The following is a 22,769-nucleotide window of genomic DNA, read 5'->3' as shown; positions in this document are numbered from 1 at the left end:
GAAGAAGCGGGTGAAGGAGCGAGTGAGTGCGCGACGAATGCCAGGGCGCTCACGGCGAAAGGCCCTGCTGGCGCTGGCCCTTGGCAGCCTGTTGCTACTGGTGCTGCTACCGTTGCTATGGCTGCTGTTTTCGCCAAAGCCGGATTTGTATCGGCACTACCCACAAAGCAGCGCCTACTTTGCTGCCAATGGTGACTTGCTGAGTCTGCGCTTAGCCGCAGATCAGCGTTACCGGCTGCGCGTACCTTTGGACGATATCGCCCCGGCGCTGCAGCAAGCCACGCTGTTGTACGAAGATCGGCGCTTTTACCAGCACTATGGCCTTGATGTACGTGCTGTTGGCCGTGCTTTTTGGCACAGTGTGCTGCAAGGGGGGCGGCGTCAGGGGGCTTCAACGCTGAGCATGCAGCTGGCGCGGCTGCGCTTTCAGCTGGATAGTCGTAGCCTTGGCGGTAAGCTCAGGCAACTCGGTTATGCGCTTTACCTGGAGCGGCATTTTAGCAAAGACGAACTGCTGGAAGCCTACTTTAATTACGCCCCTTACGGCGGCAATATCGAGGGGGTGGCAGCGGCCAGCCTGATTTACTTTGGCAAAGAAGCACACCGGCTGACGGTGGCGGAAGCCTTAGCCCTGAGTGTGATCCCGCAAAACCCGAATCAGCGCAGCCCGCATACCATGGCAGGCCAACAGCAGCTCGAGCTGGCGCGCCAGCGCTTAGTGGCACTCTGGCTGGCAGAACCCGGGGCAGCCGAGTCAGCTAGCGCTGAACGCTTGCGTTTACCGCTGCGTTTTTATCATCGCTCGGACTTGCCTTACCAGGCACCGCATTTTATCAATCAATTGCAGGCGCAGGGCCAGAGCGAAGGGCGTTTTTACACCAGTCTGCACCCCCAGTGGCAGCAGCAGCTGGAGCAAGGTGTGGACTCCTACTTGCGGCGGCATGCCGACCAGGGTTTTCACAATGCCAGTGTATTGCTGGTACAGCGCAGCACCATGCAGGTACAGGTCTGGCTTGGCTCGGCCGATTTTTACAACGAGGCGATTTTCGGGCAGGTCGATGGCGTCAGCGCCAGGCGCTCACCCGGCTCAGCTTTAAAGCCTTTTGTCTATGCGCTGGCACTGCAACAAGGCCTGATCCACCCGCAAAGCCTGCTCACCGACTTGCCGCGCCGTTATGGCCATTTTAATCCGGAAAATTTCGATCGACAGTTTGTCGGGCCAATCAGCGCAACCGAGGCACTGATTAACAGCCGCAATGTGCCGGCGGTGCAGCTGCAGGCCGGCCTGAAGCAACCGGATTTTTATCAATGGTTGCAGCAGGCCGGGGTGGGACTGCCGCAACCTGCCGAGCATTATGGCCTGGCGTTGGTGCTGGGGGGCATGGAGCTGAGCATGCAGCAACTGGTGCAACTGTATGGGATGCTGGGCAATCAGGGCCGCTGGCAACCACTTCGCTGGCAAGCGGAGGTGCAGGCTTCGCCCACAGCAGCACCGCAACTGCTCACCCCGGAAGCGGCTTTTTTAACGCTGGATATGCTGCGCCAGCACGCCAAACCGCAGCATGGTTTATTGCATGAGTTGCTGGAAGGGGCGCCTGTGGCCTGGAAAACCGGTACCTCCTATGCGTTTCGGGATGCCTGGTCGGTTGCGCTGAGCGGCGATTACCTATTGGCCGTCTGGCTGGGCAATTTCGATGGCCGGGGCAACCCCAACCTTGTTGGCCGCAGTGCCGCCGGCCCCTTGTTGTTTGAACTGTTGGCAAAATTACCCCGCCAGCCCGCGCAAGAGCAGCGTTTATTTAACCCGGCCGCGTCGCTCAATCTAAAGCAGGTGGCGCTTTGCAGCCGCAGTGGCGAGCTGCCCAACCGCTACTGCCCACATAGCCAGCCGGGTTGGTTTATTCCCGGCGTGTCGCCGATTAAGGTATCGGATGTCCACCGCGCTGTGCCGATTGATATCGCCACCGGGTTACGCGCCTGCCGCCATCAGCCTCCGGCCACGGAGCTGAAGGTGTTTGAGTTTTGGCCATCGGATATCGCCTTTGCCTATCAGATGTCGGGGTTGATGCTGACCGCACCGCCGCCTTATCAGCAGGCCTGTAGCGGCCAGCCGGCCTTGTCGCAGCAAGCGCCGCAAATCCGCTCGCCGCAACCGGCGCTTACTTACCAGTTAGGCAACCGGGCCGAGCAGCAACAAATCGCCCTGCAGGCCAGCTTCGACGGCGCCGTCAGCAAAGCCCACTGGTTTTTGGATAACCGCTACCTTGGCTCGGTGACACCGGGAGAAACCTTGTTCTGGCAAGGCGAAGCCGGCGAGTTCCAACTGCGGGTGGTGGATGATTTAGGCGGGGTTGCCAGCCAGCGGCTGCGGGTGCAGTAGTGTCAATTCGGGGACAGATTCAAAGCAGTATCGTAAATGAACGCATTCGCCCCCCGACTATCGCGCTGGTATTCACCAACTCTCATCCCATTCATGTAAACATCCAGCCTGTCCAATTTACCAGCCCTCCTGCCATGTGCTCTGGCCTGGCTCTGAAGCCTGATCGCGGGGGCTAATCTCCAGTTGTAACTGCAGCGCGGCAAGGATTTTAAAAAAAGTGGCTAATTTGCACGATTCGGGTTTGTTCTCAAAATCAGAAATGGTCGCCACCCGAAGGCCAACGAGCTGCGCTATCTCGGCCTGAGTGACCCTGTGTTTTTTGCGATACGCTTTAATCAGCGTGCTTAGCTGCTCCGGGCGGGTGATATGCATGAAAATTGACTCCAAATTTTGCTGGATTCTTAACTTTATACGCCTTAGCGTAATTGGTGTCAATTTACGCTTTACCGTAACTTTGCTTAATATACGATGAAGCGTAAAAAACCGAAAAAGCCCAGACCGTCTCAGCCAGCCTGAGCTGGCTGAGCGACAATCAGCTGCATCAAGTCAGTCTGAATGCCTACCATACCCGGGTGAAAGATTTTATCGATGCGGCGGCAGCCAACGCCAACTGGCAAGCTGGCCAGTTCAATGTGCTGCAGTACCAAAACCAGGCAGCACGCCTGCAGGGGTTGGATTTCACCGCGGCCACTCAGTTGGCAGCCAATGCCAGTGGCCTGTGGCAACTGCACGGCAACATCAGCTATCTGGATGCGAAAAATACCGACACGCAAGATGGCCTTTACCAAACGCTGCCATGGCAGGCCCGCTTTAGTCTGCAGCAGCAACTGGCTGATTGGGACAACAGCCTGGAGTGGCAGGTCGTCTCGGGCAAGCAGCGCTTATCAAGTATTCGCAATGAAGTGGATACCGCCGGTTATGGCCTGCTCAACCTTCGGCTGAGCCACAGCTGGCAGAGGTTGCGGCTGGACCTTGGGGTAGAAAACTTACTGAACAAATTTTACACCTTACCGGCCGGTGGCAGCTATGTTGGTCAGGGCACCACTATGTCGCTGAACGGGATCCCCTTTGGCATTGGCGTGCCGGGTATGGGGCGCTCTGCCTATGCCGGCATGCAGCTGAGTTTTTAAAAGGGCAACTTTGTTGGATGGCTAAGCACCCAGCAGGCGTTTGGCATTGTCATTCTGCGGAAACATAAAGCTTTTACTCTAAAGTTTTTCTCTGGAGTAGATAGCATGTCCTATGTTTCCCGCCGGGATTTTTTAAAATTTTCAGCCTCCTGCCTGGCTGTGGCAGGCGTGTCAACCCTGCTGACTGGTTGCAACCCGCTTGGTTCACAGCAGCAATTAAGCGCTGTGGTGTTCAGTCATGGTGTGGCCAGTGGTGATGCCAGCCAGAGCGCTATCATCCTGTGGACCAGAGCTATTCCAACCCTGGCTACTGAAAACACCATTACTCTGGCCTGGCAGTTGGCAACAGATGCTGAGTTTAGTGAACTGGTGCGTAGTGGCCAGGTCAGCACCTCTGCGGAGAAAGACTTTACCGTGAAAATTGATGTGCAGCAGCTGGTTGCAGGCCAGCGCTATTACTACCGCTTTATCGCAGCCAATGGTGAAAGCCGGGTGGGCCAGACACAGACTCTGCCAGCAGAAGGATTGGCGCCCTGGAAGCTGGCGGTCTTTTCCTGCTCCAATTATCCGGCCGGTTATTTTCATGTATACCGGGAAGCGTGCAAACGGCAGGACCTGGATGCTGTGGTGCACTTAGGGGACTACATTTACGAGTACCCGGCTGATGGCTATGCCAGCGAGTATGCTGAGCAGCTCGGGCGAACCCTGGCACCTGATAACGCCACTGAAACCATTAGCCTGACAGATTACCGCAAACGGTATGCGCTGTACCGGACCGATCCTGACTTGCAAGAACTGCATGCCACCTTGCCCTGGTACCTGGTGTGGGATGATCATGAAATCAGCAACGATACCTGGCACAGCGGCGCCGAAAATCATCAGCCAGAGACCGAGGGGGATTTCTTCGTCCGTCGGGCGGCAGCGGTGCAGGCCTACTACGAGTGGTTGCCTATTCGTCCACCGATGGGGGAAGAGAGCATTCAGATCTACCGCAGTTTTCAATGCGGTGACCTGGCCAGTTTGCATTTGCTGGATACCCGTTTGATTGCCCGCGATCAACAGCTGGATTACAAAGATTTTATCGATCCACAAAGCGGAGCCTTTGCCACAGATGCATTTCGCCAGGCTATGGGAGCGGAGCGGGCTTTATTGGGGGCAGAGCAGTTGCAGTGGCTGAGCGGGCAGTTGCGTGGATCCAAAGCCAAATGGCAGCTACTGGGTCAACAGGTGCTGATGGCGAAAATGCATTTGCCGGCAGAGTTGCTGGCTGTGACCGATTACAGCACTTTACCGGCGAAACTGCAGGACTTAACCGCTGCCAAACAGCGGGTGTTGTTGGCACAGCAGCAGGGGCGGGATCCCGAGCCAACCGATCTGGCCAGAGTCTCGCAGCTTATGCCTTACAACCTGGATGCCTGGGATGGCTACCCGCGTGAGCGCGAACAGCTGTTTGCGACCGCCAAAATGCTGAATAAACCTTTGGTTGTACTGGCAGGAGACACCCACAATGCCTGGCACAGCGTGCTGAGCGATCAGCATGGGGAAGTGGTTGGGGTAGAGTTTGCCACCGCCAGTGTCAGCTCGCCGGGCATCGAAAAGTACCTGTCAATTGCACCAGAGCAGGCCGCCGGGCTGGCGGCTGCTTTTCAACTGCTGATCCCGGATTTGCAGTGGTGCAATGTGCATCAACGCGGCTTTATGGTACTGGACATTACCGCAGCAGAGGTGCAGTGCCACTGGCAGTTTATTGATAGCATTGTAACCCCGGACTACCAGCCTGGCACAAGGCATCAGGCCAGTTACTCCGTTTAAGCCATGGTGCAGCCCTTGCCAGCGGCAAGGGCTGTTTCAAGTACTGGATTACAGAAAGGTTTTACGCAGCTCCAGCCCCACCATGCGTGGCGGGCCTGCAATAAAGCTGGGGTAGCCAAAAGCAGCACCGGTATTGCCTGCATCCACCAGGTATTCTTTATTGAACAGGTTGTTGGCAAACAGGGTGATGGCCCAGTTGTGCTGGCTGTTTTCCAGGCCTAGCCGCAGGCTGGTTTGTTGCACAGCCGCTTGGCTAATATCAAAACCGGCCACCGGCGCATTGTCTTCTTCGAAGAAGATATCGCTGCGGAAGGTATAGAGCAAGGAACCGGTCATGCGGTAGTGGCGATTCAGGTCATGGCCGTACAGCAAGCCGGTACCAAGCGTATACTCGGGCTGCAAACGGAAGCGATTGCCGGCCAGGTCTCCATTGCTGCTGTTTTCATCTATTTTGGCATCAATCCAGGCCAGGTTGGCGAACCACTCCAGATCCGGTGTAATGGCCGCTTTTAGCTCGGCTTCCACCCCAATGTTGTTGGCATTGCCGGCGTTATCCACGTAAAAATTACCGGCATCATCCTGCAGCGTCACCTGGAAATTGCTGTAATCCTGATAAAAAGCCGATACAGCATAGCGCAGTCGATTCGAAGCGGTACTGCCTTTAAAGCCAAGCTCGTAGTTCCAGACTGTCTCGGCCGGGATAATATCCACCCGCGGTACCACGCCAGCTGCGCTGTGGACCGAGCCCACATCCACCACTTCAGAGCGCCGGCCTTTAGACACAGTGGCGTAAAAGTTCAGATTGTCGTTTAAGCGATACAGTGCATTAAAGCGAGGCAACCAGCTGGAGAAACGGCCATCCGCACTAAAAATCTCATCATCCGTCGATGCCACCGGCAACAAAGGCACGCCAGCCAGCACCGAATTGCCAAAGTTTGAGGCGTAGCGGCTGGTTTTGTCTTCACGCACATAACGCAGGCCAGCGGTTAGCTCCAGCCGGTGGGTCAGGGCATAACTCAGATCAAAAAAAGCCGAGTACGCGCTGTGTTCACCAAAGTTCTGGAAATAGCCCTGATAGGGTAAGACTTCGAAAGCACCCTCGGTGAGTATTGGGGTCAGGATGGTGACGGAGCCATCGGCATTGATGCAGGGCACACCAGACGGAAGCATGCCCATGCAATTTAAGAAAATGGATTCTTCGGTGCTAAAAGGCACCCGTTGATTGCCGTCTTCATCAAAATAACTGACGCCAACAAAACCATTGAGTTTTTGCCCGCTGTAGGCCAAACGCAGCTCCTGGCTGAATTGTTTGCCAGTGGCATCCTCAGCAAATTCTAAAAACCAGGCCTGAGTACCGTCGGCATCAAAAACTTCGAGGGAGTCAAAACGACGCTTGGCACTGATGCTGGTCAACTGCCACTGGTCGTTGATATCCCAGTTCAGGGTCAGGTTTAGATCTTTGACCGTGCGATCGATGCCCAAATCGTCCTTGCCAAACACAGCGGCGGCCACTGGGCTTCCGCTGGCTTCCACAAAGCTGTAAGGGCTGGTATCGCCACCGGTCGGTGCAAAACGTCTGCTTTTAAAAGAAGTACCGGTATCGGAGTTCTTTTCGTAGTTGTACACCAGGTCGATGGTCAGATCATCGTTCGGCGTAAAGCGCAGCGATGGCCGGATGCCAAAGCGCTCAATGCCGTTCAGATCGGGCTGGTTGGCTGCTATGTTCTCGATGTACCCGGCGCGTTCCCGGTAGGTAAAGGCCAGGCGTCCCTGCACTGTCGGTTGCCCACCGGTGATGTAGCCCTGAACATTTCTGGCGGAATAATTCCCCAAACCGGCCGTGATGCCCGCTTCAAAGTCTTCCTGTGGCTTACGGGTGGTGACACTTAAGGCCCCAACCGAGGCTGCAGTTCCAAACAAGGTGGCTTGTGGGCCTTTCACCACTTCTACCCGTTCAATGTCGAACAGTTCAAAGTAAGAACCGCGTGAGCGGGAGATATCAGTGCCGTTGTAGTACACCGAAACCCGGGGGGAGGCCTGCGACGAGCCGCTGTCCGAGGTAATGCCACGAATCACAAACCCCGGGTTATTCGGGCTTTGCTCCTGAATGATGAGCCCGGGGGTAATTTCAGACAGCACATCCAAATCCACAATACCCAACTGCTCCAGCATCTCGCCATTAAAAGCGCTCACCGTAACTGGCACATCCTGGATGGCTTGTACCCGCTTTTGCGTAGTGACGGTGATGCGCTCAACGCCATCATCCGTTTCTGCAACGGCTGTAGCCGACAGGCCGGCCAGGCAGGCGATAACAATGGTACTAACTAACGATTTTTGAAATGGTGTGGTAGTCAATGACGCCATGAAAATAAACCCAAGTAAATAGTCTGGCCGGATAGAGTAGTTGCTCTAAATGACAATTGGGTGATACTTTGTTGATAGAAATATGAAACTATTTGGCGGGTGACAGAAACTGTGGAGGGTGTGGCGTGGGGAGCTGCATTGTCCGCGCGGCAGGGCCGCGCGGTTCGCATTTATTACTTATTGGCTTCAATAAAAGGCACGGTAGAGTTTGGCAGCATGGTGCTTGGCAGTTTGCCATCCCAGCGCTCTGCTTTCACCAGCTCGACCAGCAATGGGTTATTAGCAAGCGACGCCGCCCGCTCCCGAATGGCTTCCGCCTCGGCGTTACCCCGTAACCGGATGCTGTCGGCTTCTGCCTGGGCTTGTGCCCGCACCCGATCCGCTTCTGCCGCAGCCCGGGTCCGCACGATATCGGCTTCTACCCGTTCACGCTCCAGGTTTTGCCGCTCACGCTCAACGGCCACTTCTGCCAGCATGCGCTGCTCGACGCTTTCTTCATAGGCAGCACTGAAAGACACATCCTCCACCTGCACACCCAGAATAATCACTGGCCCGGTCACCGACTGCTGCACTGCTTGCGCCATTTCCAAATTCAACCGGCCACGCTCACGGATAGAGGTAGCCGCATTAAACTGGCCCAACACCGTTTTGGCTTCTTCCAGCACAATACGGGTGACCTGACGGTCAATCAGCGCCTGACGGGTACCGAAGTTACGGTAGACTTCATCCACCCGGCTGCTGTCAATCTGGTAGCGCACTGACAGGTTCATTACCGCCGGTTGCTGGTCATTACTGTACGCTTCCATATTGCGGTACAGCTCTACCTGCTCTTGCACTGAAATTTTACGTACGCTGTCGATAATGGGCAGTTTAAAATGCAAGCCTGGTTCGGCCACGTTAATCAGGCTACCGTAACGGATGACCACACCACGCTCACCCTCATCCACGGTGTAGAAACTGCCGACAGCAAACAGCAGAGTGAGCACACCTAATGCCGCAGCAGCTGCGGTAAAAATGTTTTTATTTTTTGCCATTATTAATCGTCCTTCCTCTTTGACTTACCACTAATGATTTCATAGGCCTTAATCGAGCCCAGAATCACCAGAACTAACACAACAAAAAAGCCAATGAGTGATAATCCAAATCCCATAGCTCGCTCCTTCAAAAAACCTGAACGGCTATCATAACGGGATTTTCAGGCAAAATAACAACTTTTCACCCAGAAATTGCAACAGGTTGTTACAACTTTGGGCACCATAGGTGTATGCAGCAGGAAGATGCGCCTTCACATCATGTCAGGCGCAAGCTTCAGTTACGTTAGCGCCACTCCCTGAGAACAGCTTGCTGTCAGGGCGCCAGAGAGTGCAGTACCTCGGTGCCATGCAGCAGGTTGTCGTGCAGCGGACAGCGGGCGCAGACTTCATCCAAAAACTGCTGCTTTTCTGCATCCGTTAAATCGGCATCAATAGTGGCGCTGATGCGAATTTGCGAAAAACCTACCCGGTCATCGCTCGGCTTGCCCATCAAGCCCGCCGGGTTGTAATCGCCTTCCACCGTGATTTGCATGCTGCGTAAGGTAATTTTTTGCTGAAAAGCCGCAATCCGGCCAATGGTACCAATGCAGCCACCTACCGCAAACAACATCATTTGCAACGGCGTTGGCCCGGTGCCACTACCCTTGGCCGCCACCGGCTGGTCAATCATCACTTTGTGGCCATCAATGTCTGCGGCGATTGCAAAGCCATCGGCCATATTGGCCTGTACGGTTACGGTTTTATTGCTCATAAAGTTATCCTTAGCCTTGGTTACAAAGGCCCTAGCATATCGGTTGCAGCGAAGGGTGGCATGCGGCAGATCAAACTTCAGACCTTTAAATGATATTTTTCTAATTTAAAAGAGTGCCAACCGGACATCCCTAAGATCACAACAATAGGGGCAGAATCTGCTAAGCTGGTGACTTCTTCGATTTTGTTGTTAGTTACCCATAAGGAGCCAGCTATGAGCCGTCATTTTGAAAGCGCCCCCGGCCTGTGCGAGCAGCGCGATCCGGCCACCAACGACTTTGTCTTTAACCAAACCATGCTGCGCATTAAAGATCCGGCCGTCAGCCTGGATTTTTACACCCGGGTGCTCGGCATGACGCTGGTACGCAAGCTGGATTTCCCCGAAATGACCTTTTCACTGTTCTTCCTGGCCGCACTCAGCGAGCAAGAAACACAGCAGTGGCCCAAGGATACCGACGAGCGCACCATCCAAACCTTCAGCCGCCCGGCCATGCTGGAGCTGACCTGGAATTGGGGCAGCGAAAACGACGACAACTGCCAGTACCACAACGGCAACGACGAACCCAAAGGTTTCGGCCACATCGGCTTCGCCGTCCCCGACCTAACCGCCGCCTGCCAGCGCTTTGAAGATCTGGGCGTGCCTTTCGTGAAAAAACCAGCCGATGGCAAAATGAAAGACATCGCCTTTATCCGCGACCCGGATGGTTATTGGATTGAGATTTTTGAGCCTGCTCGGTTGCCGGATGGTTTGGCTGAGTTTTTGGGGTGAGCTGAGACAAGTGCTAGAAATTAGTAGTTACTCCAATGAAAGGGTTTTTGACGATGGAACAAATTGGTCAGTCAGACGATAAAAATATACAGGATAAGTTGCAGCCTGCAGAAGTGATAATTTATCCCGAGTCTCGCTATGAGTTAGTTGTGATTAATCCACCCTCTGGTGACAATGGTGGTTGGGCTGGATTCATCGATTTTTTGATGTTACCGTTATTTTTATTAATATTTTATTTCTTTAGTGCAAGGAAACTAAGTAAGGAAACCAAAAAACTGAACGTTGAGGCTACTAAGTTGCAAGCTGAAGGGACGAAGCTTGAAGCGGAAGTTAAAAGTATTGAAGAGACACTACGTCAGAATAAACTAGCCTTCCAAGAGCAACTCAACTCCGTTAGGCGGGCTGAGATAAAAGATCAGTTAAAAAACTTTTTTGCTCCGTTCAAAAGCCTACGAATTCAGTCCATCAACCTATATCTGCTATTCGCGACTCAGGAAAAAGCTGAAGCAAAAATAAATCGCAAAGCGATGGAGGAAAAATTACGATCCGAAGGAAAAGTCTTAGACAGAAAAGAGCTGACACCGGAGCAGATCAGCCAGTGTTATTTTGGCACTGTTAGGCATTTCATCGATGGTAAAACCTTTGAAAAACATGATAAAGCCATACTGAAGCAAATCATCCTGGTTGGTGACCGCCTATTAGAGTTAATATCAAAAGATGCATTCATCCTAAAGAATACAAGTCTGCATGGTATATTAGGTGAGTATGCAGCTCATGTGACAGCACTAAAGTTAGCATCTGAAGGGTATTTGGAAGGTAATGCAAGGGCAAGTGAGTTGTCGATGCCACTTGAGATAGATGGTGCTATCGAATCTGCGATCATGGCTTTAGAAAAAGAGTATCAATCACTTATGCCAAACTACAAAGAGCAGAGCCCAACGTTAAGTTCCGCTGAGCTAGAAACTGTAAATTATTATGATCAGAACGCCTTGTCTTACTTTGACAGTACAATCACTATCGACCTGCAGGACATTTACGGTAAATTTCGCGAACATCTGCCAAGCACAGCATATATATTGGATGCAGGGTGTGGTGTAGGACGCGACACGCGCTACTTCATTCAGGTAGGGTACAAGGTCAGGTCATTCGATGCGTCGGCAGAGATGGTGAAATTCTGCAATCAGTATCCGTTCGCCTTTTGTGAGCACAGAGCTTTTGCTGATGTGACAGAGCTCGAGGAATACGATGGCATATGGGCTTCTGCCTCACTACTGCACTTGAATCAAGAGAGTTTTAAACAAGCATTACTGAGATTGTCTTTTGCTTTAAAGGTTGGCGGTATTATGTACTTCAGCCTTAAAGCCGAAGCTGATGAATCAAACACCAAGGATTCCCGCCAGTTTTATTACCATGCACGCGACTTCGTTGAAGCTTATATTAAAACGCTGAACTTAGAAGCTATTGAAATATGGAGTAACCCAGGCAGAAAGGTAGGTGCACCAAGTCAATTTATCAATTACCTGCTAAAAAAATCGAGCAGAGTGACAAGCCCTGAAACAAGATCGCGTAACAGCTGACTTTTTTGTAATCAGAAATTGGTGTTATCACTCAACATGCTGTATATACGTACATGACTAATGTGCGCTGGAGACGTTTACCAGTTAAATTTCTTTGTTCTGGATGGGGTGTCCAGTATACTGATTTTAAGTCTGGAACAGTCCTCCAGTGAGGGTGCATGTATATAAATCAAACTACCAATTCTGCCATAACTTTGGCATTCAGTGGCCATGAAACATTCCCATTGCGGCAAATGTGGATCAAAAAAGTGGTCGACATGGCTGATGTTAATTGCTTGATTAAAAAAGCAAAATTCAATAGCGCTGAATTCATCGCTGAGCTTGGAGTCGGTAAAAACATGCTGGCTTCAATGAAACACTGGGCGCAAGCATGTCAGATTATAGAAGAGCATGATGCAAGCAGCTTTGCACTAACTGAATTGGCAAAAAAAATTTTCCTGCATACTGGACATGATCCTTACTCTGAGCAGGCCACCAGTACTTGGCTATTACACTGGAATATGGCTCGAAAGAGTGACCGGGCAACAACATGTTATTGGCTATTCAATCGTATTAATTCCGGCGTATTTTCAAAATCAGAGTTACTGCAGCAGTTAAGCAGTTTGTGTGCAGAAGCCAATAAAGTCGTGTCCCGCAGCTCTTTAACAAGAGATATTGATACGATAGTTCGCAGTTATACCCCGAAATCTGAGTTAACGGCTATAGAAGACAATGCTGATCCGGTATTTGGTGAGTTAGGTCTGATAAACCACCTGACGACTGATCATTATAGTTTTAACCGTGGTCCTAAAAGCTCGTTAAATCTGCCGCTGTTTTTATACATCGTCCTGGACTACTGGCGAGCATCTTACACATCGGACAGTACCCTGTCCCTTGATGCTATTGCATACGGTGAGGCCTCTCCTGGTCGCATATTAAAACTTGATGAAGACTCCATCATTGCTTACCTCATCGAAGCCGACGACCTGACATCAGGTCGTATTCGTTGGTCAGACCTGGCAGGTATTAAACAGCTATCGAAGCAAAATTTTGATGTTGAATCGGTAATGATTGAGATGTTACGGAAAGCATATGAGTGATAAAAATTCAAATAGTCGTTTATCCGATTTAGTAAAAGTTGCCCCGTATTATCAGCGCTCGGTTCAGCTTAATGAAGACATCGGCCGGCAAGACGCAATCGATGGATACATCTGCCATGAAACTGCACGTATTGTTTTACACAGCATGGCACAGCAAGTTCTTCATACCAATCAACGCGCTTTTACCTGGACTGGGCCCTACGGCAGCGGAAAATCGAGCCTGGCTTTGGTTCTTTCCAATGCGTTGTCTCATAATCAGAAAGCACAGGTAATTTTGCGGACAGATACAATTGCGGAATTTAGTGAGGCATTTCCCACATCTGACAAGGGTTGGCTGATCATTCCGGTTGTTGGCAGCCGACGTTCATTTATTACTGCAATTTCTGAAGCGGTTGAACAAGCTTCAAATCAAAAGTGTGATTCTAAAGACAGTATCTTCAAATTACTGAAAGAGCTCTCTATTTCAGGCGAGCACGATGGTGTGTTGCTGGTTATCGATGAAATGGGAAAGTTTTTAGAGGCGGCGCAGACAACTGGCGATGATGTTTATTTTTTTCAAGAGTTAGCAGAGCTATGCTCGAGAACGCCAGGTAATCTGATTACTGTTGGTATTTTGCATCAATCTTTCAAGCAATACGGCAAAGTGCAGCGGTTGAGTGAAAGCACGCAGAATGAATGGGCCAAAGTCCATGGTAGATATACAGACATTCCCTTAATTTCATCAACAGATGAGGTTATTGAACTACTGGGTAACGCTATAGATTCTGCAATCACTGTCTCTGAGCCGTTAAAGCGACAGGTAGTAAATCCGGTAGCTGAAAGTATCCGTTCGAGAAGGCAGGGTGTTAGTACTGACATTGAGGGTAAGTTAGTAAATTGCTGGCCTCTTCATCCAACTACTATGTTAATTATTGGGCCTGCCTCTAAAAAACAGTACAGCCAGAACGAGCGTAGCGTTTTTAGTTTTCTTGGTTCTTCAGAGTCATTTGGCTTTCAGGAATTTCTAAAAACAAGGCAGGCTTCAGCTTTTCAAAGCTATACACCGGCAGATTATTGGGATTATCTGCAAGCTAATATGGAGCCAGCGATCCTGGCTTCTACAGATAGCCATCGCTGGAGCATTGCCAGCAACGCAGTCAGCAAAGCGGAAGCCATAGGGACTGAATTGCACATTGCAGTTGTCAAAAATATCGCCGCGATAGATCTGTTTAAAAATGGTTCCGGCCTGGCTGCTGACATAAAAGTACTTAAATCGCTGTTCTCCGAACATGAAGATGAGCGATTAAAAGCTGTTATCAGTGAGCTGGAAGCTTGGAAGATTATTGTCCATCGCAAATTTAACCAGGCCTGGTCTGTATTTGAAGGCAGTGATTTTGATATTGAAAAAGCCGTCGCTGCGGAAAAAGCATCTATTGTTGCGGTAGACACACAGCAGCTTTCAAATCTGGCAAGGTTTCGACCAGTTATTGCTAAAAAGCATTTGTATGACACAGGAACATTAAGGTGGATGGGGGTTTCGATCGCCCCCCAATCTGACATCAGTTCCTTGTTGCGTAATTTCAAATATTCACCAAACGAGTTCGGGCAATTTATCGTTTTAATTGACTCAACAGATAATGCTTCCGTGAAGAGCCTGATTAAAGGCTTAAAATCTGAAACCGTATTTGCTGTAGGTCGCCCTGAGAATGCCGACACTATCTCGGACTTAGCAAAAGAGCTACTAGCTTATGAAGCTGCGGCGAACAGGCCGGAGCTTGAAGGGGACAACGTAGCACGCAAAGAGGTTCATTCCAGAATCGTTACGGTTAAAACACTGCTGGAAAGACAACTGTCGCTGGCACTTAAAAACATTGAATGGCATGTAGCTGGCAACAAGTCAGCAATTCGCACCGACAATTTGTCCCGACTAGCATCTGATCTGGCTGATGAGCATTTCGCACTAGCACCGAAAATATTTAGCGAGTTGCTTAACAGGGATTCTTTGTCATCAAGTAGCGTAAGTGCACGCAGAAATTTACTGTACAAAATGCTGAGTAACATCAAAGATGAAGATCTAGGGATAGATGGTTATCCCGCAGAAAAGGGCTTATACCTAACGACCCTTAAAAATACTGGCTTGCATCGTAAAATCGAAGCAGAAAGTGATTGGGGAATTGCTGTTCCCCAAAACGATGCTAAGCGTCTCGCACCGCTTTGGCACGCTACTGATGACTATATCAAAACCAATGGTGATTCAGCACAAGCAGCAGATATTTATGAGATGTGGCGCAAGCCACCATTTGGTTTGAAAGACGGTTTGATGCCTATCTTATTTTGGGCTTACGCGTTGTCAAACACCGGACGTTTTGCGATTTACCGTGATGGTACCTATTTACCCACGGTAGGGGACATTGATATTGATTACAGCCTGCAGAATATTAAGCGTATTGAATTGCGTGGCGTTGAGTTAACGCCGACCAGATTAGCACTTCTGGGCTCAGTAGCTAATGCGCTTGATAACTGTGGCATCACTCTGGAACAGGCAGATCCACTAACCGCAGCCAGAAAGCTGGTTGCTATTGTTTATAAGTTAGAGCCATGGGCCAGAATTACCAGATCTATTTCTAAAGAAGCGATAGAGCTTCGTGATTTACTATTGAAAGCATCAGATCCGCATAAAGTTATTTTCTATGATTTGGAGCAAGTGTTTAAGGCAAAGAGCGAAGCCGGCCTTGAGCATAAACTTGTGGCGGTCATTCAGGAGCTGACATCGGCGTATTCAGCGATGCTACAGACGTTTGATGAATTGCTTAAGCAAGAGCTAGATGCCAAGTCGGATGTTCAAGTTCGTCAAAGAGCAAAAAATCTGAAAGGCACGGCAGGTGATTTTTTCATAGAGGCCTTTCTGGCGCGCTTGGCAACCTACGATGGTGCAGAGCCAGCAATTGCAGGTTTAATGTCTCTGGTGTCAGAAAAGCCACTTACAGATTGGACTGATAAGGATGTGGTACAAACCAGAAATCAAATTATTCAGCTCAGCGGTAAATTCAGGGAGCTGGAAACGATTGCTGGCGTGAATGCGCGGCATCCAGCTCGACAGGCTATAGCCCTGGTATACGGTGCTGCTGGTAAGGACTTTGTCCGGCATATTCAGGTCGATCAAGACGCTTATGCAAAGTTGGAAGATATAACAGCTACCTTGTTAAAGCAGTTGAAATCGACTGATTTAGATCAGGAACTGCAGTTTGCGGTAATTGCGAAAACGCTGGAAAAGCTAAGAATGGAGGATAGCAATCATGGCTGTTAGGCATGTATTAGGGCTTTCTGGTGGGCGGGACAGTGCAGCGCTGGCTGTTTACATGCGACAGTATTATCCCGAGCTGGATATTGAGTACTTCTTTACCGACACCGGTAAAGAGCTGCCAGAGGTATACACCTACCTAAATAAGCTAGAGGGCTTCCTGGGTAAAACAATTACAAGATTAAATACTCAACGAGGTTTTGATTACTGGCTGGCTGAATACAACTATTTCCTGCCATCTGCAAAAGTTCGCTGGTGTACCAGAAAGCTCAAGCTTGATCCGTTCAAAGGTTGGGTTAATAGCATGCTCAATCAAGGTGATGTAGTCTACAGTTACGTAGCGATTCGATCCGATGAAGAACATCGAGAAGGTTATTCATCGCACCATAAGAACTTGATTGTAAAAATGCCATTTAGAGAGGATAACTACAACAAAGCCGCGGTTATGGATTTGCTAAACTCATCTGGACTTGGTCTGCCGAAATACTACGAGTGGCGCTCCAGAAGTGGTTGTACATTTTGCTTTTTCCAGCAGAAAATTGAGTGGGTTAACCTTAAAGAGCGGCATCCAGAGGCCTTTGAAGAAGCGAAAGCCATTGAAAAAATGGCGATTGAAAATAAATCGCCATTTCTTTGGAGTGAGGGGGAGCCGCTTGAGGCGCTGGAGAAGCCTGAGCGGATAGCAAAGATTAAATCAGATTATGAGTACCGCAAGCTCAAAGAAAGAACCAATAAACCAGTCAACCCTCTTTTAGTAGGGCTGGAAACAGATATAGATGAGTTATATTTTGCTGAAGAGGGCAATGGCGCTTGCAATATTTGTCACAAATAACAAATTAGCACCGGGGGTTAATAGTGTTTAGGATTTCTGCAAGGACGGTCCTTGAGCTTGGTTCAGAATTAATCAGTTCTGACATTATCGCATTCTATGAGTTAATCAAAAATGCTATAGATGCTGGTTCAAAAAGCGGGGCCACTATTCGCTTTAACATAGTATTAAGAAAAAACGCTTTTCTGAGTTTTAGAGAAAAATTACTTAATGATAAATCTATTCAACTAGATGCGCTGAAAAAAACTATATGTGAGCAATTTAATCAAGATGCAGCACCATCCATTATTGAGAATGCTAGTACTGTCATAAACGAGGCCTCAAATAATGCCGAGATGATTGACGCTCTAAAGTTTGTATACGATTTAAATAGTATTGAAGTTCTTGATGACGGTACAGGAATGACAAGGCAAGAGCTTCAAAATAATTTTCTTGTTATCGGCACTAGTTCTAGAAAAAAAGCCGTAGACAATGCCATTAAAGCAGGGGTTTCTTCCCCATACTTAGGTGAAAAAGGCATTGGGCGGCTGTCTGCAATGCGATTGGGAACGAAGCTAAAAGTTGTAACAAAATCAAAAGAAGATAAAACGGCCAATATTCTGGATGTTGATTGGGATTTGTTTAATGATCCTGAAAAATTGATATCTGAAATTGAAGCGGACGTCACGTCAAGCGATTCTGATGAAGGAATAACTGGAACGGGAACGCGATTAATCATTAGAGGTTTATCGGAGGACTGGACTCAAAAACGACTGAGTGATCTGGTAAATTATGATTTCGCGAGATTAACCGATCCGTTCGCAAATCAATTTAAAAGGCCAAGGGTAGCAATCTACTGGAATGGGGAGCGTGAGTCAATTCCTAGAATGCCTCAAGAACTACTCGATTCAGCTCATGCCTCGTTAAAAGTAAATTACGAAATAATAGATAACATTCCAATTTGTTCATACCATATCATAATAAGTAACCTGGGTTACGAGCATCCAGTAGAATCTCAAACTGGTATTGTTACGAAAGAGGATTTTCTTGGTCTCATTGGTACATCAGGGGATATACACGAATCAGCATTAGTTGATGTCGGTCCATTTGAATTTGAAGCATACTGGTTTAACAGACAGAGATTTGCAAAAATTGAGTCCATAGGAGATCGTGAACAGGTTAAAAAATTACAACGTAAATGGTCTAGCCTTATGTTATTTAGAGATGGCTTCCGAGTTTTTCCTTACGGTGACGAAGGGGATGATTGGTTAAAGCTAGACAGAAAAGCTATGGGACGTTCTGGTTATACATTAAATAAAGCTCAGTTCATGGGGCGCTGTAAAATAAGTAGGACAAAAAACCCCTATCTCCTTGATCAGACTAATAGGGAGGGGCTTAGAGAAAATCAAAGTAGCTTTGCATTAATCAATATTCTTCAAATGCTTATTCAAGAATATCTTTTTACTTCTATGAAGTCTGTCGACAAACAGTACAAAAACCAAAAGGTAAAAATTAAAAGTGCGGAAACAGAGTTAGATTCACTGATAAATAGAACAAAAGGCTCTTTAAGAGCTTTAAAAAGAAGCAAAGATGATGCAGTTGTTTCGGCATCTGAAGAAATTGAACAGACGCTGTTCTCTTATTCTGAGATTGTTAAAAAATATCGCACTAGAATTATCGAAGTTGAACAGGAAAGTCGCCAGATGACCGAAATGGCAGGTATTGGCTTGATGGTTGAAGTTGTTGCTCATGAATTAGCTCGAGCCTCTGAAAATGCCCTTGTGAATTTAAATGTCTTATCTAAAGACAAAGATCCTGAAGAAATCGACAGAAAGCTAGCATCTCTTAAAGCTCAGATGAAGACCTTACTCAAGCGTTTAAAAGTATTAGATGAAATTAGTATTCCAGGTAGACAGCGAAAAGAAACTGTTGGTTTGATTTCTACTATCGAAGGTGTTCTAGAAGGCCATCAAAGTCTATTTGAAAGAGATGGTATATTAGTAAATTTTGTTAAGCCTTCGCAGGAAATAAAGGTGCAAGCAGTTAAGGGGATGATGGTACAAATCATTGAGAACCTTATTTCAAATTCGAAGTATTGGATGCTAACAAGAAAAAACACAGAGAAATCTTCTACGTATATACCATGTATAACGATAGAAATTGAAGAATCACCTTTGTCGATACGCTTTAGTGACAACGGAAGAGGTATTTCTCCTGAAAATTACAATCGTATTTTCCAACCATTTTTTTCTTTAAAAGAAAAGGCAAAGCGAAGAGGGTTAGGTTTGTATGTTGCCTCAGAATGTGCTGAATATAATGGTGCTGTCTTATATTTAGATCGTGAAACAAAAAATGAAGATGGTCGGCTAAACACATTTGTATTAGAGCTTGAAGGAGAGATATAGGATGCTCGCCGATTTGATGAATGAAAACGGAATTAGAAAAGCGTGTATCGTCGATGATGCTAATGACATTATACCTGAGCTCAAGGATTTAACGAGTTTGCGTAATGAGTGGGACAATCTTTTAGATGACATACCACAAAACGATGACTTGATAACAGCGATCTCAGAAGAAATTCCCGACATTGATATGTCCAATCTTTCTGTGCAGGACATTGATACCAAATTTGTCCAAGTATTGTGGTCTCTCAAAGAGCAGTTTCCCAATGAACTAACTGCATTTTTTGAGGCGTATGATAGTACTAAACTATCAGATGCGAGATATGTTCAGACCTTGAAAAAATTTTTGGAGGAAAATAATTTTGAAGTTACAACTGTTGGAAGGGATTTTAAACACGTAGCATCTACATCAGACATAATATTCATCGACTTATTTCTTCATTTAGATCAATCTGAGGATAATATCGATTACACTGTAGGGACATTAAAAGATATTATTTCTGAAAAAGCTGACTCGCCTCCAATTATAGTGCTTATCTCTAGAAGTAGTAGGCTATCGGAATATGCGGATAATTTTAGAGATAGCTGTGGTTTGATCGAGTCAGGTTTTTTCACATATAGAAAAAGTGATTTGGAAGATACAAGCAAGCTTTTATTCTATATTAGAAAGTCACTAATCCATTACCGGGACTCAGTCAGAGTGTGGGGTTTCCTGAATGCTTGGGAGGAGCATGCTAGTAAGGCAGTAAGTGATACTGTTTCCAGTTTGAAGAGGATGGATCTATTGGATCATAATATGGTCCATAAACTCCTGCTCAATGACGAAGGTCAGTCAAGTGCATCTTATTTTATGGAGTTATTTGACTCGGTATTACTCCACAACTTTGAATCGCAAGCAGATATAATTGATGCAGCAAAGGAATTAAATAATATAGACTTTAGCCGAGCGCCAACTATACAGGGATTACAAAAAGAACCTTTGCAAGATCTAGTGTTTAAAAGTGTATTTATGGGGAGCGAAAGATTTCGAATAAACGAGAAAGAATCCATAGAGCTAGGTGATATCTTTAAGATTTCTGGCCGTAAGAGTGATGAAAGTGACTTTCTGCAAGTGGAGACTGGAAATGATAATGTCTGGTTGGTCATTACTCCGTCTTGTGATCTCGTACGATCGGGAGTAACAAACATTGGTCTAATAAAAGGTACTCTAAAACCAGTAAGTTATGAAAGTTGGTCTGCAGATACTAAATCAAGTACACCGATAATTAAAATCAATGACGATTCATTCTCGATTAAATGGGACATAAAGTCATTTATGACTTACCCAAAATCTCGTTTGCAAGAGCTTCTGACTAATGATATCTATTGCAGAGTTGCAAAGCTCAGGGAGGTCAGCGCATTAGGATTACAACAAAGCTTTACTGCTGATTATAGCCGAGTCGGTCAGAGGGCGATTTTGCCTTCCGTATTTAAAACACCAATTAAGCTTGCTTATTTGGCCAAAGATGGTTGTTTGCGCGAGTTCGACAACCAAGAACCAAGTCAGGGGCTCTGTTATGTTGGTGCCAGAAATACCAAATGGGTGAATTTTTCACAAGGAGATTGTGAAAATATACTCAATTCGCTAGGTGGTTTAGACATTGACGAGGTTTATCCTCAAGCTAAAAGCAATTTAAGCAAGATTTTACGAAACCCTTACTCTTTAATTGAGGCTATAGAGCGTGGCATCGAAATTGGGAGCGGGCTTAAAGATATTAAGCTCGACGAAAGTGTACTAGCAAAAATTGTTATTGGTGAGCCTCAGGGCAAAGAGGTGAGCAAATTAAAAGGGATCGGTCTAATCTTTATAGTTTCTCCACTTGCTGACGAGGAATAGAAAAACAATAATGTATATAGACACAAGTAGGTATGGATTAAATCATGCTAATTTAATTTTTATTTCAGCGAGTTAGAAATTAACTAATGGATGTTAGATGTACTCACGGGCAGAACTCCACTACAAAGATGGTTCACAAGTTTCCCGCGCATGTCATTTAGATACAACTGAGTGGTATCGAGAGACACGCATAACTAATAAGTCACGAAAGCCATTTACCTGCGCCTGTGGTTGTAATATCCCCACTGGGTCTACTTATCTAACACTTGAGATGATGGCTGGTTCTGGCAGGGCTGACGCAATTGCCGATTTTGCTTTATGTAGCGTTCACCAAGAAAAAACAGAAGCGTTGTTGGGGCGACCAATATCTACCGACATAGATACAGACGAGATTATCAGAGCCTGGGTTCAGATTTTGCAATCTGAAAGTGATATGACAAATAATTCAAGGCAACAAATAGAGGCGTCGACTTCATATGCTGCTATTGATAGCCAGGCTGCTTTACGGTCTTATTCGTGGGAAATTCGTAGTGAGATTTGTGCCGTTAAAACTGTCGACAAAACATTACGAGTTGAAGGCAGTACCGGTATTCCTATGGACGTTGTTCCATTCTTTACAGGGCAACAGCTTGATGAAAAGCAAGAGTGCGTTATCGAGTTCAGCTTTTTGGATACCGTAGCACAGTGCACCATTTCCCGTAAGCAGGGACGCCACCGTCTTTTCCTTGCGCCACTTAAACAAAAGTTGCTCCAACTGGGCATACAAATTGGTGATTTACTGTTTTTCGAGCGTAATGTTTCAGTAGCTAATCGTTTTAACATTTCAGTTCTGAACCAGAAGAATGAGGTCGTAACTCAATTATCTCCCCAGAGTAAAGTGGGTGAAGAGAGAGCGGCTTATAGAAACGTTAGAGTTGGGCATGAAATTTTCCGCGAACGAGTCAAGCGCGTGTATAGCTATCGTTGCTGTTTGTCTGGTTTAGAAGATACCGCACCAAGTATCCTGATTGCCAGCCATATAAAGCCCTGGAGCCTGGCGAAACCTGAAGAGAAAACCGACATCTTTAACGGCCTGTTACTCGCACCTCACTACGACAAGTTATTTGATAAGGGGCTTATCTCATTTGCAGATGACGGCAATATAATGCTGTCGAGTCAGCTGCCTGATCAAGTGGTGCAAAAGTGGGATTTAGAGAACAAAAGATTACACACCGTTTATCCGCAATCAGCCACATATTTGGATTTTCACCGGGAGCATTTCAAATTTTGAGATTATTCTAAGTGAATGCCCAACTCGGCAAACACAATTTGGGGCAGTGAGTCATCCCAGTCGGGCTCGTTGGGATCATTAAGCCATTCATGGCGCACGGCATGCAGCTCGGGGACAGTAATCAGCTCGACATTGCGCTTGGCATCGTTAAACTGCTTTTGAATACGCAGCAGCAAACGCATGGCCAGCTTACGATACTTTAGTTTGTACGGGCCTGTGGTGTAGTCGTCGGTTAAGA

Annotated in this window: 14 protein-coding genes and 2 pseudogenes; 11 read left to right on the top strand and 5 right to left on the bottom strand. The window is 47.5% G+C overall.

What is annotated here, in order from left to right:
- The first annotated feature begins 22 nt into the window (after positions 1–22).
- The gene (gene pbpC, locus QWF21_RS14130; RefSeq protein WP_330088688.1) at positions 23–2,380 is read left to right on the top strand and encodes a penicillin-binding protein 1C; all 2,358 of its coding nucleotides are present in this window, start codon (positions 23–25) and stop codon (positions 2,378–2,380) included.
- Between the two features lie 117 nt (positions 2,381–2,497).
- Here the strand turns inward: pbpC and QWF21_RS14125 are convergent, their stop codons facing one another.
- Positions 2,498–2,752: a helix-turn-helix domain-containing protein gene (locus tag QWF21_RS14125; protein ID WP_330088687.1), complete on the bottom strand. Its 255-nt coding sequence runs from the start codon at positions 2,750–2,752 to the stop codon at positions 2,498–2,500.
- A 119-nt stretch (positions 2,753–2,871) separates the two neighbouring features.
- Here QWF21_RS14125 and QWF21_RS14120 point away from each other — a divergent pair.
- Both QWF21_RS14120 and QWF21_RS14115 read left to right on the top strand, forming a co-directional pair.
- Positions 2,872–3,510: pseudogene (locus QWF21_RS14120) on the top strand (TonB-dependent receptor domain-containing protein); the annotation flags it as partial.
- A 105-nt stretch (positions 3,511–3,615) separates the two neighbouring features.
- On the top strand, positions 3,616–5,322 hold the full coding sequence (locus tag QWF21_RS14115; protein WP_330088686.1) for an alkaline phosphatase D family protein: 1,707 nt from the start codon (positions 3,616–3,618) through the stop codon (positions 5,320–5,322).
- A 48-nt stretch (positions 5,323–5,370) separates the two neighbouring features.
- Here the strand turns inward: QWF21_RS14115 and QWF21_RS14110 are convergent, their stop codons facing one another.
- The 3 genes from QWF21_RS14110 to QWF21_RS14100 form a co-directional block, all read right to left on the bottom strand.
- Complete coding sequence (locus tag QWF21_RS14110) at positions 5,371–7,686, bottom strand: TonB-dependent receptor (RefSeq protein ID WP_330088685.1); 2,316 nt, start codon at positions 7,684–7,686, stop codon at positions 5,371–5,373.
- Positions 7,687–7,859: 173 nt separating this feature from the next.
- Positions 7,860–8,720, bottom strand: a complete 861-nt coding sequence (locus QWF21_RS14105) for a prohibitin family protein (protein WP_330088684.1) — start codon at positions 8,718–8,720, stop codon at positions 7,860–7,862.
- Between the two features lie 313 nt (positions 8,721–9,033).
- Entirely contained in the window at positions 9,034–9,471 is a 438-nt protein-coding gene (locus tag QWF21_RS14100) for an OsmC family protein (protein ID WP_330088683.1), read from the bottom strand.
- 213 nt (positions 9,472–9,684) lie between these two features.
- Here QWF21_RS14100 and gloA point away from each other — a divergent pair, with 213 nt between their 5' ends.
- From gloA to QWF21_RS14060, 8 genes are all read left to right on the top strand, one after another.
- Entirely contained in the window at positions 9,685–10,239 is a 555-nt protein-coding gene (gloA, locus tag QWF21_RS14095; protein WP_330088682.1) for a lactoylglutathione lyase, read from the top strand.
- A 53-nt stretch (positions 10,240–10,292) separates the two neighbouring features.
- Positions 10,293–11,816, top strand: coding sequence for a class I SAM-dependent DNA methyltransferase (locus QWF21_RS14090; protein ID WP_330088681.1), 1,524 nt, complete (start codon positions 10,293–10,295; stop codon positions 11,814–11,816).
- A gap of 158 nt (positions 11,817–11,974) precedes the next feature.
- Complete coding sequence (locus tag QWF21_RS14085; RefSeq protein WP_330088680.1) at positions 11,975–12,895, top strand: DUF4007 family protein; 921 nt, start codon at positions 11,975–11,977, stop codon at positions 12,893–12,895.
- Positions 12,888–16,181 (top strand): ATP-binding protein, encoded by a 3,294-nt coding sequence (locus QWF21_RS14080; protein ID WP_330088679.1) that lies wholly within the window; start codon positions 12,888–12,890, stop codon positions 16,179–16,181. The genes QWF21_RS14085 and QWF21_RS14080 overlap by 8 nt, the downstream gene beginning before the upstream one ends.
- Positions 16,171–17,007 carry a phosphoadenosine phosphosulfate reductase domain-containing protein gene (locus QWF21_RS14075; RefSeq protein ID WP_330088678.1) on the top strand — a complete coding sequence of 279 codons (837 nt, stop codon included), beginning with the start codon at positions 16,171–16,173 and terminating at the stop codon, positions 17,005–17,007. The genes QWF21_RS14080 and QWF21_RS14075 overlap by 11 nt, the downstream gene beginning before the upstream one ends.
- 23 nt (positions 17,008–17,030) lie before the next feature.
- Positions 17,031–19,388, top strand: a complete 2,358-nt coding sequence (locus QWF21_RS14070; RefSeq protein ID WP_330088677.1) for a sensor histidine kinase — start codon at positions 17,031–17,033, stop codon at positions 19,386–19,388.
- Position 19,389: 1 nt separating this feature from the next.
- Positions 19,390–21,261, top strand: coding sequence for a hypothetical protein (locus tag QWF21_RS14065; protein ID WP_330088676.1), 1,872 nt, complete (start codon positions 19,390–19,392; stop codon positions 21,259–21,261).
- A 97-nt stretch (positions 21,262–21,358) separates the two neighbouring features.
- Complete coding sequence (locus QWF21_RS14060; protein ID WP_330088675.1) at positions 21,359–22,531, top strand: HNH endonuclease; 1,173 nt, start codon at positions 21,359–21,361, stop codon at positions 22,529–22,531.
- Between the two features lie 2 nt (positions 22,532–22,533).
- Here the strand turns inward: QWF21_RS14060 and QWF21_RS14055 are convergent.
- Positions 22,534–22,769: pseudogene (locus QWF21_RS14055) on the bottom strand (DNA phosphorothioation system sulfurtransferase DndC); the annotation flags it as partial.

This window comes from Alkalimonas mucilaginosa (assembly GCF_036327005.1).
GTDB classification, from domain to species: domain Bacteria; phylum Pseudomonadota; class Gammaproteobacteria; order Enterobacterales; family Alteromonadaceae; genus Alkalimonas; species Alkalimonas mucilaginosa.
The sequence above is the reverse complement of the archived record's forward strand: the minus strand, read 5'-3'. Positions and strand labels throughout refer to the sequence as shown.